General features: G+C 41.6%; 14 protein-coding genes. All 14 read right to left on the bottom strand.

Annotation, left to right across the window (positions count from 1 at the left end; genetic code table 11):
• Nucleotides 1–257 precede the first annotated feature (257 nt).
• On the bottom strand, nucleotides 258–2,468 hold the full coding sequence (locus tag ACFOU2_RS23925; protein ID WP_377918841.1) for a S8 family serine peptidase: 2,211 nt from the start codon (nucleotides 2,466–2,468) through the stop codon (nucleotides 258–260).
• A gap of 68 nt (nucleotides 2,469–2,536) precedes the next feature.
• Complete coding sequence (gene wecB, locus ACFOU2_RS23920) at nucleotides 2,537–3,688, bottom strand: non-hydrolyzing UDP-N-acetylglucosamine 2-epimerase (protein ID WP_377918840.1); 1,152 nt, start codon at nucleotides 3,686–3,688, stop codon at nucleotides 2,537–2,539.
• Nucleotides 3,689–3,711: 23 nt separating this feature from the next.
• A complete protein-coding gene (upp, locus tag ACFOU2_RS23915; RefSeq protein ID WP_377918839.1) occupies nucleotides 3,712–4,341 on the bottom strand; it encodes a uracil phosphoribosyltransferase in 630 nt (209 codons plus the stop codon).
• 342 nt (nucleotides 4,342–4,683) lie between these two features.
• The gene (glyA, locus tag ACFOU2_RS23910) at nucleotides 4,684–5,925 is read right to left on the bottom strand and encodes a serine hydroxymethyltransferase (RefSeq protein ID WP_377918838.1); all 1,242 of its coding nucleotides are present in this window, start codon (nucleotides 5,923–5,925) and stop codon (nucleotides 4,684–4,686) included.
• A gap of 262 nt (nucleotides 5,926–6,187) precedes the next feature.
• Complete coding sequence (locus ACFOU2_RS23905; RefSeq protein ID WP_377918837.1) at nucleotides 6,188–6,763, bottom strand: TIGR01440 family protein; 576 nt, start codon at nucleotides 6,761–6,763, stop codon at nucleotides 6,188–6,190.
• A 49-nt stretch (nucleotides 6,764–6,812) separates the two neighbouring features.
• Nucleotides 6,813–7,250 carry a ribose 5-phosphate isomerase B gene (gene rpiB, locus ACFOU2_RS23900; RefSeq protein ID WP_377918836.1) on the bottom strand — a complete coding sequence of 146 codons (438 nt, stop codon included), beginning with the start codon at nucleotides 7,248–7,250 and terminating at the stop codon, nucleotides 6,813–6,815.
• A gap of 81 nt (nucleotides 7,251–7,331) precedes the next feature.
• On the bottom strand, nucleotides 7,332–8,591 hold the full coding sequence (locus ACFOU2_RS23895; RefSeq protein WP_449237057.1) for a methyl-accepting chemotaxis protein: 1,260 nt from the start codon (nucleotides 8,589–8,591) through the stop codon (nucleotides 7,332–7,334).
• A 49-nt stretch (nucleotides 8,592–8,640) separates the two neighbouring features.
• Nucleotides 8,641–9,075, bottom strand: a complete 435-nt coding sequence (locus ACFOU2_RS23890) for a low molecular weight protein arginine phosphatase (RefSeq protein WP_377918834.1) — start codon at nucleotides 9,073–9,075, stop codon at nucleotides 8,641–8,643.
• Between the two features lie 245 nt (nucleotides 9,076–9,320).
• Nucleotides 9,321–9,881: a manganese efflux pump MntP gene (locus ACFOU2_RS23885; RefSeq protein WP_377918833.1), complete on the bottom strand. Its 561-nt coding sequence runs from the start codon at nucleotides 9,879–9,881 to the stop codon at nucleotides 9,321–9,323.
• A 125-nt stretch (nucleotides 9,882–10,006) separates the two neighbouring features.
• Nucleotides 10,007–11,053, bottom strand: coding sequence for an L-threonylcarbamoyladenylate synthase (locus tag ACFOU2_RS23880; protein ID WP_377918832.1), 1,047 nt, complete (start codon nucleotides 11,051–11,053; stop codon nucleotides 10,007–10,009).
• 221 nt (nucleotides 11,054–11,274) lie between these two features.
• The gene (locus ACFOU2_RS23875; protein ID WP_377918831.1) at nucleotides 11,275–11,718 is read right to left on the bottom strand and encodes a GNAT family N-acetyltransferase; all 444 of its coding nucleotides are present in this window, start codon (nucleotides 11,716–11,718) and stop codon (nucleotides 11,275–11,277) included.
• A gap of 189 nt (nucleotides 11,719–11,907) precedes the next feature.
• Complete coding sequence (gene spoIIR, locus ACFOU2_RS23870) at nucleotides 11,908–12,510, bottom strand: stage II sporulation protein R (RefSeq protein WP_377919167.1); 603 nt, start codon at nucleotides 12,508–12,510, stop codon at nucleotides 11,908–11,910.
• A 453-nt stretch (nucleotides 12,511–12,963) separates the two neighbouring features.
• Nucleotides 12,964–13,830: a peptide chain release factor N(5)-glutamine methyltransferase gene (prmC, locus tag ACFOU2_RS23865; protein ID WP_377918830.1), complete on the bottom strand. Its 867-nt coding sequence runs from the start codon at nucleotides 13,828–13,830 to the stop codon at nucleotides 12,964–12,966.
• A complete protein-coding gene (gene prfA / locus ACFOU2_RS23860; RefSeq protein WP_377919166.1) occupies nucleotides 13,830–14,897 on the bottom strand; it encodes a peptide chain release factor 1 in 1,068 nt (355 codons plus the stop codon). The genes prmC and prfA overlap by 1 nt, the downstream gene beginning before the upstream one ends.
• Between the last annotated feature and the right edge of the window lie 41 nt (nucleotides 14,898–14,938).

Below are 14,938 nucleotides of genomic sequence, written 5' to 3'. Positions count from 1 at the left end.
CAGGGTAAAGACAAATAAACACTGCCAAAACAGCTGAAAAATTGTCGAAAAAATACGATATTTTTTGGTTGCTTTCTTCTATTGAAAACCTTACCATATATATCCCTTGTTAGCATACAATAGGACCTATCCAATGTCAATGTGTTATAAGGAAACTACACAATTTGTCAAAAAATGTACACAATTTCACAGTATAAATAGTGGAAAATATAGTGCCATATTTCTTTAAATCCATTTTTTGTATTAAGTTATATAGTTTAATCCTTTCTTCCTATAGTAATAGTGGATTCCAATACATCTTCTTTGGAACCTTTTTTAACGAATACTAGTGCTTTATACACTCCTGCTGGAAGCGATGTTTTTACCAGCTCCTTAACCAGCCCGCGCGATACTTTCCTTTTCACATCCAAATAATGAACAAACTGCAAAGTGATCGGATCATACAAGGCAATCCCCATTTCATCCGCTCCCCCGGGCAGAAACAATTCATATACATACTCTCCTGATTGATCTCCTTTATAAAAACGAAAACCCATCACACGCGGATAACCCGGCTCCCCTACCATATATATATAGGGTAAATAAATGCTTTTCTCTGATGTTTTCACAGTTAAGAAACCAGAATGAATGCCCTTTTTCATCCGGGAAACATCTACCCTCAAGTGAATGTCTACCTTTCTTTTCTCATTCGGGTGCAGCGTAAAGGGTAAAGGAAGCCGCCATTCTTCTCCTTTTCCATCAGGCAAATCAAAATAATAAGACTGAGAGCGGTTTGATACATTTTCCACCGTTAATGATAAGGTTTGTTTCCCAAAAGAGTGTGTCCCCTCTTGCACCCCAAACGACAGCGAACTCGGATAAATAAGAGTCGAAGCATTTACTGCTTCCATTATTTGCACTCGTCCGCTCCCCTGCTCATAAGGAGCATAGTATGTTCCATCCTCTTTTTTCAATCGTTTAGCAGTGTTCATTAAAGCCGCTTTCACTTGTTCTGCAGACCAGCTGGGATGAGCCTGTAAAATCAAGGCACACGCCCCTGCGATATGAGGTGCTGCCATACTCGTTCCATGCATTTCTTCATATCCTTTCGGAGTCGTGCTCACAATATTCATTCCCGGGGCCACAAGATCGGGTTTGATTCCCCATGTTTCCGTTACAGGTCCTCTTGAACTGAACGGGGCAAGGAGATCTTCTTTTTTCTTATAAAAAGAATAAAGGGTGGCCGATTGTTTCATTATTTCTTTTTCCACTTGATCGCCCGTCTCTTTACTCATGGAGACAATCGGAATATCCGCATTTTGCTGTAATAAACCGATAAAAGTACCAGATACATGATTGGCTATAATTAAAGCGACCGCTCCCGCTTTTTCAGCGTTCTTGGCTTTCTCCTGAAAAGAAAGACCCCCGCGGCGAACAAAAGCAACTGCCCCCCTTGCCTGTTGGAGTTCTTCTTCCTCCCCTATGCCTGCATTCACGATTTCATATCCCCTTCTTAACGTCCATCTTTTTGCTCCGATAAACGGTGTGATTTCATATTTGCCCGGTAATAACCCTATCTTAATATAAGGAACAACAGTAGGAGGAGTCGAGGCACCGACGGAAATGGACTTAGACGATGTTCCAGGAGAACCTACCGACCACAATTTCGGGCCTGAGTTCCCACTCGATGTCACAGCAATGATACCTTTTTCCACTGCTTTATCCAGAGCCAAGCTTGTCGGCCAATCCGGTCCGTTCACCTCATTTCCCAAGGATAAATTGAGAATATCCACTTTATCTTCAACAGCTTTTTCAATAGCCAAAAGGACTTGTTCAGACGTTCCCAATCCCCCTGAACCTAAAGCTCGATACACATAAAGATCTGCTTCAGGGGCCACTCCTCTCATCCTTCCATTTCCCGCTATAACTCCAGCCACATGTGTGCCATGAGAAGTAGGAATTCCTTCTTTTGGTAATGTTTCCATCGGATCACCATCCAATTCGATTGTGTCATAGCCTCCACGGTAATTGTTATGAAGATCCGGATGATGATAATCAATACCTGTATCAATGATTCCAATTTTTATTCCGTCCCCAGTTAGGCGACGGCCTTTCTGATCGAGTACTCCCCTCACCCGTTCTCCTCCGATGAAGGGAATACTTTCATCCGCAAACAATCTATAGTAAGAGATAGGATAAGAATTCATGATAAATGGTTCACGTTGAACGGCCTGCAATGACCCATACCGCCCTTTTGCCGAAAAACCGTGAAACACTTCATTGTAAGTTGTACGGATATCTAAACCCGGGTATTTATCCTCCAGGTATTGTACCGTCTTCTCTCCTATCTCTTCTTCGGCTATGAAGATCTTCGTTTCGATTTTGTTTTCTAAATAGGAATCAACAGCCGGTCGATCAGGAATTGTATAAGCGTCTGTTTTAGATATAAAAAAGAAAAAGGCAAACAAAACGATCATGCTTTTTTTCATAAAAAAACACCCCTCACTATAAGCGTGTCACAAAGACAAGCTTTTCATGTGAGAGGTGTACCACATCCCTATGTTAATGGATTGAATGTTTCAGGACGTTTCTCGCTGCGTTTAAAGTAGAAGCTGATGGCATCACCGATACGTTTAGAAGCAAAGCCATCACCATAAGGGTTAGAGGCATGAGCCATGGATTCGTAAGCTTCCTGATCCGTTAATAATTGATTAGCAAGCTGATAAATATTTTCCTCTTCCGTTCCTGCCAGCTTTAACGTTCCGGCTTCAATTCCTTCCGGGCGTTCTGTTGTATCCCGCAATACTAACACCGGTACGCCAAGAGATGGCGCTTCCTCTTGTACGCCTCCGGAGTCCGTTAAAATAAGATGGGCTCTGGACGCAAAATTATGGAAATCAATGACATCCAGCGGCTCAATTAAGTGAATGCGCGGATCTTGCCCCAACACTTCATCCGCCAATTCACGCACCACCGGATTTAAGTGTACAGGGTATACAACCTGAATATCATCGTGCTCTTCTACAATTCGCTTCACAGCCCGAAACATGTTTCTCATTGGTTCGCCTAAATTTTCACGACGATGGGCAGTTAATAAAATTAAACGATCTTCGCCCACTTTGTCTAAAACAGGATGAGTGTATTCCTCACGAACCGTCGTTTTTAGAGCATCAATTGCCGTGTTACCCGTAATAAAAATCGCTTCTTCCGGTTTGTTTTCCCGCAGCAGATTGTTCGCCGACTTTTCAGTTGGAGCAAAGTGTAAATCTGCCAGCACTCCCGTCAATTGACGATTCATTTCTTCCGGATAAGGAGAGTATTTATTCCATGTACGCAATCCAGCTTCTACATGGCCCACAACAATTTGATTATAAAAAGCAGCTAAGCTGGCAATGAAGGTAGTCGTTGTATCGCCGTGAACAAGGACGATATCAGGCTTCACTTCCTTCATGATGGCATCCAACCCTTGCAGCCCTCTTGTTGTCACGTCCATCAACGTTTGACGATCCTTCATGATATTTAAGTCATGGTGCGGATTGATATCAAAAATGTTCAAAACTTGATCTAACATTTCACGATGCTGTGCCGTAACGGTTACAATCGCTTCAAATTCTTCTGAACGCTTTTTTAGTTCTAATACAAGCGGTGCCATCTTGATCGCTTCAGGGCGAGTCCCGAAAATGGTCATCACTTTAATTGGCTGGTTCATCTTTATCACCTTTTATGCGGAATTTATTTTGTACCGAATAAACGATCGCCTGCATCTCCTAAGCCAGGAACGATGTAGCCATGGTCGTTTAGCTTTTCATCTAATGCAGCAATGTAAATATCAACATCAGAATGTGCTTCCTTAATTGCTTCTACCCCTTCAGGTGCCGCAATTAAACACATGAACTTGATGTTTTTCGCACCCCGTTTTTTGAGGGAGTTGATTGCTTCTACTGCTGATCCCCCTGTTGCAAGCATCGGATCAACAACGATGAAGTCACGCTCTTCAATATCGCTTGGAAGCTTCGCATAGTATTCAACCGGTTTTAACGTTTCTGGATCACGATATAACCCAATGTGACCTACTTTTGCTGCAGGGATTAACTTTAAAATTCCGTCTACCATTCCTAATCCTGCGCGTAAAATAGGAACGATCCCTAACTTTTTACCCGATAATACCTTAGACGGTGTTTTGCAAACAGGTGTTTCGATTTCCACTTCTTCAAGAGGCAAGTCACGTGTAATTTCAAATGCCATCAAGCTTGCCACTTCATCTACAAGTTCACGGAACTCTTTCGTTCCTGTATTGATGTCGCGTATGTACGTTAATTTATGTTGAATTAGCGGGTGGTCAAATACGTATACTTTTCCCATCTTGATCTCTCCTTTTTCTTCCGTTACACATCGAAGTACCATCCTCATGAGAATGGTACTTAAACAAATTCGCTTCATTTGAAGGAATTTTTGCATTGTGTCTATTTTACAGAAAAAGCAAACCTCATTCAAGGTCGTTTCATCAATTCTCATGAATTGTTAGGAATTTGTTAATTTTGCGGCATTCATCCTTTTTCTGCACATACAAAACCTCGACTGGCGAGATTTTGAAGACACAGCTATTCTTAAATTCAAACCGAGAACAGATTGCTTCACTATCATAATGTTCTTAACGCAAAAAGTACCCGAAATCGGGTACTTTTTGGAACTGATTATTATAAATTATAAAGCTTTATATAGCTCGAATTTTCCTGTTAAAGCAGCTACACGTTCACGGGCTTCTGCCAGCTTTTCTTCATTATCAACATTTTTCAACGTTAACGCTATGATAGAGGCAATCTCATCCATATCTTCTAAACCAAACCCGCGGCTTGTTACCGCTGCAGTACCGATACGGATACCGCTTGTTACAAATGGGCTTTCCGGATCATATGGAATCGTGTTTTTGTTAACAGTAATTCCGATATCATCAAGCGCTTTTTCCGCCACTTTACCTGTTAAGTTCATGGAACGTAAATCAAGTAAGAGTAAATGATTGTCCGTACCGCCAGAAACAAGGCTGAATCCTTCCTTCTTCAAAGATTCTGCCAAACGTTTGGCATTATCGATAATGTTTTGGGCATATGTTTTGAAATCGTCCTGTAACGCTTCACCGAACGCTACAGCCTTTGCTGCAATCACATGCATAAGCGGGCCGCCTTGAATGCCAGGGAAGATGGATTTATCGATTTGCTTGGCAAACTCTTCTTTACATAAAATCATACCGCCGCGAGGACCACGTAACGTTTTGTGAGTAGTTGTTGTAACAAAATGCGCATGTGGTACTGGGTTTGGATGGAGTCCTGCTGCAACAAGACCGGCAATGTGTGCCATATCCACCATCAGGTAAGCGCCAACCTCATCAGCAATTTCACGGAAACGTTTAAAGTCAATGATGCGAGGATATGCACTGGCACCTGCTACAATAAGCTTTGGCTTATGTAATCTTGCCTTTTCCAACACATCATCATAGTTAATCGTATGCGTATCCGGATCCACGCCATACTCGACGAAATTATATTGGACACCGCTAAAGTTTACCGGACTTCCGTGGGTTAAATGCCCGCCATGGGATAAGTTCATTCCTAAAACTGTGTCGCCTTGGTTTAAGATTGTAAAGTAAACGGCCATATTAGCTTGTGCACCAGAATGGGGCTGTACGTTTATATGCTCAGCACCAAACAATTGCTTCGCACGTTCACGCGCTAAATCTTCTGCTACATCAACATATTCACAACCACCGTAATAACGTTTACCAGGATATCCCTCGGCATATTTATTGGTTAAAACCGATCCTTGAGCTTCCATTACCGCTTCACTGACAAAGTTTTCCGAAGCAATCAACTCAATTTTTGAACGTTGTCTCATTAATTCATCTTGAATGGCTTGAAAAAGCTGTGGGTCTTGTTGTGCTAATTTCTCCATCTAAAAAATCCTCCTCACGTACACTTTTTTAATTTTCCAAAAATCAAAAATTCCACTCTATTGTAACACGGATATTATGGATTTTAGAAGTTTTATTCCTAAATCTCCTGTTTTTTTTGCAAAAAAACACAAAAACCATTAGAAAAACACGAACATTTCTCTCTAATGGCTTTTTTATCGTTCCCTTTTCGCATCATTCATGCGATATAAAATCATATAGCTGCTTTATATGTAACCTGTGGTTTTTGGTAAAGGAATACACCTACGAACAAGCATGGTTCTCCCTTGTCCGCTCATAAACAGCACGTGCTCCGCCAATCAGTTTTGGCCTTGTCATCGCTAATGTAACATGGGCATTTCCGACTTGCTTAACCCCACACCGAACCGGTACCGCTACATGCTTTAGATGCATGCCAATGAAAGTATCACCAATATCAATGCCGGCATCGGCTTTTATGAACTCTACAACGACCGGATCGTTCATTTGTTCATAAGCAAAGGCTGCCATGGAACCGCCTGCTTTGGGCACAGGCACAACGGAAACCATCTCCCATCCATTTTTTAAAGCCGTCTGCTTCTCAACTACAAGCGCACGATTGAGATGTTCACAACATTGAAAGGCCAGCTGCACCCCATGTTTAATCTGAAATTCCTTTAATGTCTCGAAAATCATTTGGGCTACTTCTGTGGTGCCTGCTGTTCCGATTTTTTCCCCCATGACTTCACTTGTACTGCAGCCAATCACCACCGTCTGCTGTTCATTCAATGGAACTTGTTGGGAAAATTGATCTAATATCGTTTGGAGTTCCTGCTTCCATGTTGTAAGAATAGAGGTCATTATCTACACTCCCCTCTGCAAAAAAGTGAACATGCCCATTTTATTGCATCTATTCTTCATATTGTTTAATTTTATTCACACGATTCTCATGGCGGCCGCCCGCAAATTCAGTTGTAAGCCAAATTCTTGCGATTTCCCTCGCCAAGCCCGGTCCAATGACACGTTCACCCATCGCTAAAATGTTGCTGTCGTTATGCTCACGTGTTGCTTGTGCACTAAACATATCATGTACAAGGGCACAACGAACACCTTTCACTTTGTTTGCGGCGATGCTCATCCCAATCCCGGTTCCGCAAATTAAGATACCTCGATCCACTTCTCCGTTCGCTACCTTTTCCGCTACCGGAATGGCATAATCCGGGTAATCTACGGATGTACTGCATTCACATCCCAGATCTTCATAGTGAATACCCATCTCATCCATTAATGATATAATTTCCTTCCGAATGTTCACTCCGCCGTGATCAGAAGCAATTGCTACTTTCATGATCGAATCCTCCTTCTTGATCTCCCATTCCAATAGGCGGTAAGCCCCCTACTGAAAAAAGTTTTCTTTCCCTCCCCCTTATTATAACGTAAAACGCTGAATCGTTAATTTTAATTGTTCCGCTTGTTCTGACAGCTGTTTAGCCATATCGTTGACATCATCCATTAATGAGGATTGCTCCTGGATAGAAGCATTGACGTCCTCTGCTCCTGCCGATGTTTCTTCAGCAATTGCCGCTACTTCTTGGGACTGGATTGAAGTATGATGAATACTTTCCATTTGACGTTTCACTAATAGAACAATTTGTTCAACGGCTTCTACCACTTCATGAACCGATTGGGCCATTTCTCCAATTTCCTTTGTGGTTTTGTCACCTTTAAGCACTTCTTCTTTTGCGACCTCTACTTGATGTTCAATTTGTCCAACAACGTTCCGGACTTCTTTCTGAATGTTTTGGATCAGCTCTGTAATGCCCTGAACTGCTTTGGCACTCTCGTCTGCCAGCTTCCGCACCTCATTCGCTACAACAGCAAATCCTTTTCCATGCTCTCCTGCCCTTGCCGCTTCAATCGATGCATTCAAAGCAAGCAAGTTCGTCTGTCCTGCAATATCTCCCACCAATCGAATAATATTTTCCACCTGATTTGCATGATTCTCCAAACGTTTAACCGCTTCTAAGGACTGTTCATTGTTATTCATTAAATTACGCATACCATCAATTAAATCATTCGTTGCCTGGCGGCTTTTTTCGAGTGAAAAGACCATCTCTTCTGACAGTGTTTTGGATAAATCCGCTTTACTCTCAACTTCTTCTGCCATTAGAATGACTTGTTCAACAGACTCTGATGTCTCTTGGATGGACACAGCAGAACTCTCAGCCCCTTTTGAAATCTCATCGATTGTTCTTGCAATATTATTCGCCTGTAAAGCTGCTTCACTGGTATGAGTCGAGATCATTAACACCTTTTCATTAGTCTGCTCGAAATTTTGTTCAATATTTTTAACCATTTCTCTCAAGTTCTGCAGCATCTGATTAAACGCCAATCCAAGTGAACGAATTTCGTCGTCTGATTTGGAAACTTCAACATTTTCATTTACGATACCATCTGCCGCTTTTTTCGCTACGATTTCCAGCTGTTGCAGAGGCTTGATCAGAAAACCCGCTGCTAAGTAGGCCAAGAACCCTGACCAAAAAATACCTAATAAAAGAGTCATAATGGTAAACAGCTGCTCACCGATCATGTGCGATACAAAAGGATATACGACATAAATAAAGAAAGCACTAGTTGTGTACGTAATAATGGCCAGGATTGAGATAAATAATACCAACTTCAATCTCAATCCAAATTGATATCGAGTTTTTTCCCCATGGTTTAGCCTCCGATATTTCTTATGTTAATCTGTCAATTAATTTATCGACCAGCTCATTCAATTCATTTAATGTTTTCCGATACACATCAAGAGAACTTCCAAAGGGGTCTGAAACATCATGATCGGTTTCCATGACAAATTCTTTCAAGGTATATGTCTTATCGAAGGCTTGGGGGGCATTCTCGATAATTATTTGTTTATGACCTGCTGTCATCGTTAAAATATGGGTAGCCCAATCAATTAACTCCTGATTTAATAGAGAAGCAGAGTGTGAATGTTCAATTCCTTTTTCCCTTAATGCTGTCTTAGCATGCTGTGAGGCTTCACTGCCCGGAAAAGCATATACCCCTGCTGATTTCACTTCTACCCCCTCAATGTTTCTGGCCTTCAACAAAGCCTCTGCCATCGGACTTCTGCATGTGTTTCCCGTGCAGACGAATAAAATACGCTTCATGTGTATATTCCTCCTTTTCTTCCCGTTCCTGCCCTAATGAAAATGATTTCTGAACCACTCTTCCAAATTTCTTTTATCATACTCATTATACCAATCCGTTAGCAAGAACTCCCTTATCATCCATCTCTCCTCATCCCTTTCTTGTTATAATCTAAAAGGAGGCTGAAGCAAAAGTATAGGGTGTATACTTTTGCTTCAACCTCCTAAACATGAAAGAAAACTGCCATTGAAGTAATAACCTTGTATTATAACGGCAGCAATAACTTTATGCCAAATGCCAATAAAATGCTCCCCCCCAGGGCTTCGCTATAGTTCCCAAGCCACCCCTGTACCCTTCGGCCCATTATTAATCCCAGCCATGTTAATATCATGCTGACAAAACCGAAGATTGCAATGGTTAATGCCGTTCTAGCACCAAAAATCCCCAAGCTTAACCCCACCGAAAAACTATCTAAGCTTACACTTAATGCAAATATAATCAATCCGAACCCGACTGGCTTAATAAAACTTTCTTCCTTATGCCGAAGCGATGAGATGACCATTTGTATTCCCAATACGATTAACAACACACCGCCTGCATAAGAAGCGATGGTTCCCAGTTTATCCGACAATACCTTTCCGATTATCATCCCCACAAGAGGCATCCATATATGAAAAAATCCGATTATGACTCCTATATAAAGGATTTGGCGCAAGCGCAATCGAATTAGCCCCATCCCTAATCCGACAGAAAAAGCATCCATTCCTAAAGCCAGCGCCATAATGAGCAACGTAATTAGTTCACCTACGATTGTGGATATGTTCATTTTCCCCCTCCTCGGACGTGCCTAATTCACCATATGCATGTACAAAAAGGTTTAGAATAACGAACACCCTTGCGAAATAAAAAAGAGAGAAGAAGCAACACTTCCTTCTCCTCTCTGCAGTAGGCCTAGTCTATTTCGGATATGACTTGATGACCTGCCGCTTTCATTAACCGATTCATCACAGCCTGGCCAACGCCTTCTTGTGGAAAACTTTCACTTAAAATAATATCCACATGGTGTTCATTGAAAGAACGGAGCACCTCATAAAGATGGGCAGCTACTGTGGATAAATCATGTCTAGTGCCGCAAACCAACACAACATCCGCTCGGTAAAACGATTCATTTTCTAATGTCGTCAATACACCAGCCCGCTTGCCTTGGGCTTTTAGATCATCGATTTTTTGCTGCAAAAACTCCCTCGATCCTTCCACGATGTAAAGAGGCGCATCCGGGGCGTAATGAGTATATTTCATTCCCGGCGACTTTGGCGCTTGTCCACTTGCCAACAGGGCCTTATCCACATTAACCGGACCGATCGCTTCCTCGATCTGTTCCTTCGTGATACCGCCTGGCCGTAAAATCACAGGAATCGCCTCCGTGCAATCTAATACAGTGGATTCAACCCCTACTCCTGTGGGCCCTCCATCCACAATACCGCTTATTCTACCATTTAAATCAGCCAACACGTGTTTAGCTAAAGTCGGACTCGGCTTACCGGATAAATTGGCGCTCGGAGCAGCAATCGGTAAATCGACCGCTTCTAACAGTGCCAACGCTACAGGATGTGAAGGCATACGAATGCCCACCGTTTCCAGCCCGGCTGTTACTTTCTCCGATATTCCCGGCTTTTTCTTCAATACTAACGTTAAGGGTCCCGGCCAAAAACGATTCATTAATACTCGAGCAGGAGTCGGGATATCCACCGCAATCTCTTCCACCTTCTTTTTGTTTCCAATGTGGATAATAAGCGGGTTATCACTTGGTCTTCCTTTTGCTAAAAAGATTTTATCCACAGCCTCATCCGAAGTGGCGTCTGCACCTAGACCGTACACGGTTTCCGTGGGAAAAGCGACTGTTTCACCTTGCTTTAATAACTGTGCTGCCTCTTCTAATTGTGGATAAATTAAATCATGTCCCATAAACTTATCCACAATCCATATTTTTGTCTCCAACTCTTCCACTCCTATGTCATCATCAATATTTTGTTTATTTTATTATAACAGATACTATTTTATTAAAGAGCAATCAACATTTCACGGAAAAAATCAAGATTTATCCACAAAATGTGGATAAATCTTGATTTTATGTTGATAACTATGTGGATATTACTTTTGTCCTGCTCTATCTCTCCCTAAGAGCCCGATCAGTTTCATTTTATATAATTTCCCCTTAGTTAAAGAGTATATTCCATAATGTGCAAGGAAGGTCCTTTTTCTTTTATTTCGATGTAGCTACCTTCTCTTATACAAGAAGGTAACTGATTGTACAAAATTTCACGGAATTTCAGCAGCTCAAAAAATGAAATCGATGCTGTTTTATTGGTAGCTAAATATAGATGCCGCATTCCCTTTTCTTCCGCCACTGTCATAATCGCTTGAAAAAGCACTAGAATGTCTCTTTCTTTTAAAGATGGAGTTACAACTAAAGATCTTAATAGTCCGTCTCCATCGATGGGTTGAAATCCGACTGTTGCCAGCAAGTTTTGCTGATCGTCCTCCATAAGTACAAAATATTCAATATAATCCTCTAGCCCACTTATCTCAATATCAACCTTTTGTAAGAAAGCTTTCACCGAGTCCACATCATTTTTTGTTGCTAGACGAACAATTTTCTCCATTCCTTATCACCTCATATCCCTTTTCTAGTATCTACTCTATGAATAGTAATAAGAAATAGAACCAGGGAAGGATAGAAAAAGGGGTAACTCCCCCCTTTTTCTATCCTTCCCCGTGTAATGGACCGCCATCTCAAATCCAGTAGAATCAATAGTGTGTATATAAGCGGTCCATCACATATGTGGATTTTTTTAATTGAATAGTTTTGAGAATAGCTCTACAAGGAAAAACTTGACCTCTACTTGTTCTTTCCCTTCTTGTTGTTTCTCATTTTTTGGCTCTTCTTTTTCTTTTACTGCTTCTCCGTTTGAAAAATCCAGGAAACAAAGAGGAGGAAATAATACGCACCACCAGTTGGCTCCTTCCCCTTCTCCTAACGTAATCAAAATAGCTTCATACTCTCCCGCCGGATATAAAAATTGTCCGTAGAGTTTTGTTGGAAACCGCACTTTTCCGAATTTGACTTCGACATTTTGTCCAGCTTGATGCTCTTCCACCACTTCTTCGGCTATCTCTTTAATAATATGTAAACGGCCTTTTATTAACTTTCTTGCCTCTTCAATAGATGTTAAATCCTTTACCCATTTGTTGATTTCCTCATTTACGCGATCACGAACTTCTCTTTTTAAAGCCTGGTCTTCATCCGAGTCGCTGTTTGCTAAAATTCGCAGGCGAATTGCTTCATCCGGAATAACCGTCGGTTCATTTGCCTTTACAGCAGATTGTGTATACATTATGTGGCTGTTCGCACCGATTAATAAAAGAAGAAAATAGATAATAACGTATTTTTTCATCATGTTTCCCCACCGTCCCCTCAGTAAAACAGTATGGACAGATGAAGATTATCTTAAACTATTAAATTTCTCCAAAAATAAAAACATATTTTTGGAGAAATTTAATGAAATGGGCCTTTGCCTTAAGCTGATGAAAATCGATTATGCGAAAAAAAGGTCCATTTCATAGAAAACATTCAAAAATTTTCCTAATCAACAAAAGAGTAAAAGTGAAAATCATACTATATATAAATCCACATAAAGAATGGGACATGAGCCAAAAATACCCATATCCAATCCTTTACACATAAGCCTTCTTCTATTTGCGGTTTTCTGTTCTCTCACTTTGAGCAGGCTTACAAAGGTCTTCGTATAAGCGGATGACAAGAACCCGAAAGGGAGATTGTCATCCGCTTATGCGTAAATCATTTACCAAGGATAGCTTTTTTATCCGTGGTAAATGATTTACGTGGATTAACCTAGTTGGGCAAAGACCATGCGATCTTTTCCGTTAATGTCATAGATCACTTCTACACGGGCTTGAGGGAATGTTTGCTCGAGCATCCATGCAACAGCACGAGCTTGTCCTGCTCCCACTTCAAAAGCAATCAAACCTTTCTCCTTTATAACAAGCGGGAGTTCTTCCATAAAGCGACGATAAAAATCTAAACCATCCTCTCCCCCGGCTAATGCCCTGATAGGCTCATGCTCTCGAACAATAGGAGAAAGAATCTCGACTTCTTTATCGGGAATATAAGGCGGATTAGAAACGACTACATTTACTTTCTTCGCTTGCTTGATAAAAGGCTGTAATAAGTCGCCTTGTAAAAATGAAACATTCGCTCCAAGCAGCCGCGCATTTTTCCGGGCTACCTCTAAAGAAGGCTCAGCAATATCAATAGCCGTGACATTGGCCTCAGGCAGCTCTAACGCAAGTGTAACGGCAATGGCCCCGCTTCCTGTTCCCACATCTATAAGATCAAACTTTTTTTCTCCATACTGTTCTCTCGCCCTTTTAATGACACCTTCCACTAATTCTTCTGTTTCGGGACGCGGAATCAGGACCTCTTCATTTACTTGAAAGGTGCGCCCGTAGAACTCTTCTGATCCGATAATATATTGCACAGGTGTCCCTGCCGCATGAGCTTGAACATCTTTTATAAATTGCTCCTTCAACTTCTCATCCAGCTGCTCTTGCATAGAGCTGAACAACATGGCACGGCTCATCTTTAAATGATGACGCAATAACAATTCTCCCGCATTTTCATCTCGATTCGCTTCTCTTAAAAAAGAAGAAGCCCATTTGAGGGCTTCGTACACTTTGTGAAACTCGGCCAACATTAGTCAGCTTGCTCCATTTTACGGGCTTGATCTTCCAAGATGAGTGCTTCAATCACTTCGTTAAGCTTACCTTCCAAGATTTGATCAAGTTTTTGAATCGTAAGACCAATGCGGTGGTCTGTTACACGGTTTTGCGGGAAATTGTAAGTGCGGATACGCTCAGAACGGTCTCCTGTACCGACCGCCTGCTTACGATTTTGATCGTATTCGGCTTGTGCTTCTTGCTGGAATTTATCATAAATGCGAGCACGTAATACTTTCATTGCTTTTTCTTTGTTCTTAATTTGCGATTTCTCATCCTGACACGATACCACAATTCCAGTCGGAAGGTGAGTTAAACGCACCGCAGACATGGTTGTGTTAACACTTTGTCCACCCGGGCCGCTGGATGCGAAGGTGTCGACACGGATATCTTTTTCGTGGATTTCTACTTCCACCTCTTCCGCTTCCGGCAAGCAAGCTACCGTAGCCGTTGATGTATGGATACGTCCGCCTGATTCGGTTTCAGGTACACGCTGAACGCGGTGAGCACCGTTCTCAAACTTCATTTTTGAATAGGCACCCTTACCGTTAATCATGAAAATGATTTCTTTGTAGCCGCCTACACCTGTGGTGGTCGCCTCCATGACTTCCGTTTTCCAACCTTGAGATTCTGCATAACGTGAATACATACGGTATAAATCACCCGCAAACAAAGCGGCTTCGTCACCGCCCGCCGCACCCCGAATTTCCATGATAACGTTTTTGTCATCATTCGGGTCTTTTGGCAACAACAGAATCTTGAGACGCTCTTCTAATTCTTCTGCACGTTCTTCCAGTTCTGAGATTTCCTCTTTGACCATATCTCGCATCTCGGCATCTAATTTATCATCCAGCATCGCTTTTGCATCTGTTAATTGTTCTTTGATATCTTTATATTCTCTATAAGCCTCTACCGTTTCTTGAATATCGGCTTGTTCTTTTGAATACTCTCTTAACTTAGAGGGGTTGTTTACGATTTCAGGATCACTAAGAAGTTCATTTAACTTCTCGTAGCGATCTTCTACCGCTTGTAAACGATCAAACACATCATTCACCTCATTTTTTATCCATAACATTCTAATTATAG

Source organism: Bacillus songklensis, assembly GCF_042649685.1.
Lineage (GTDB): Bacteria > Bacillota > Bacilli > Bacillales > Bacillaceae_H > Bacillus_BA > Bacillus_BA songklensis.
This window is presented reverse-complemented; position numbering and strand designations above follow the sequence as displayed.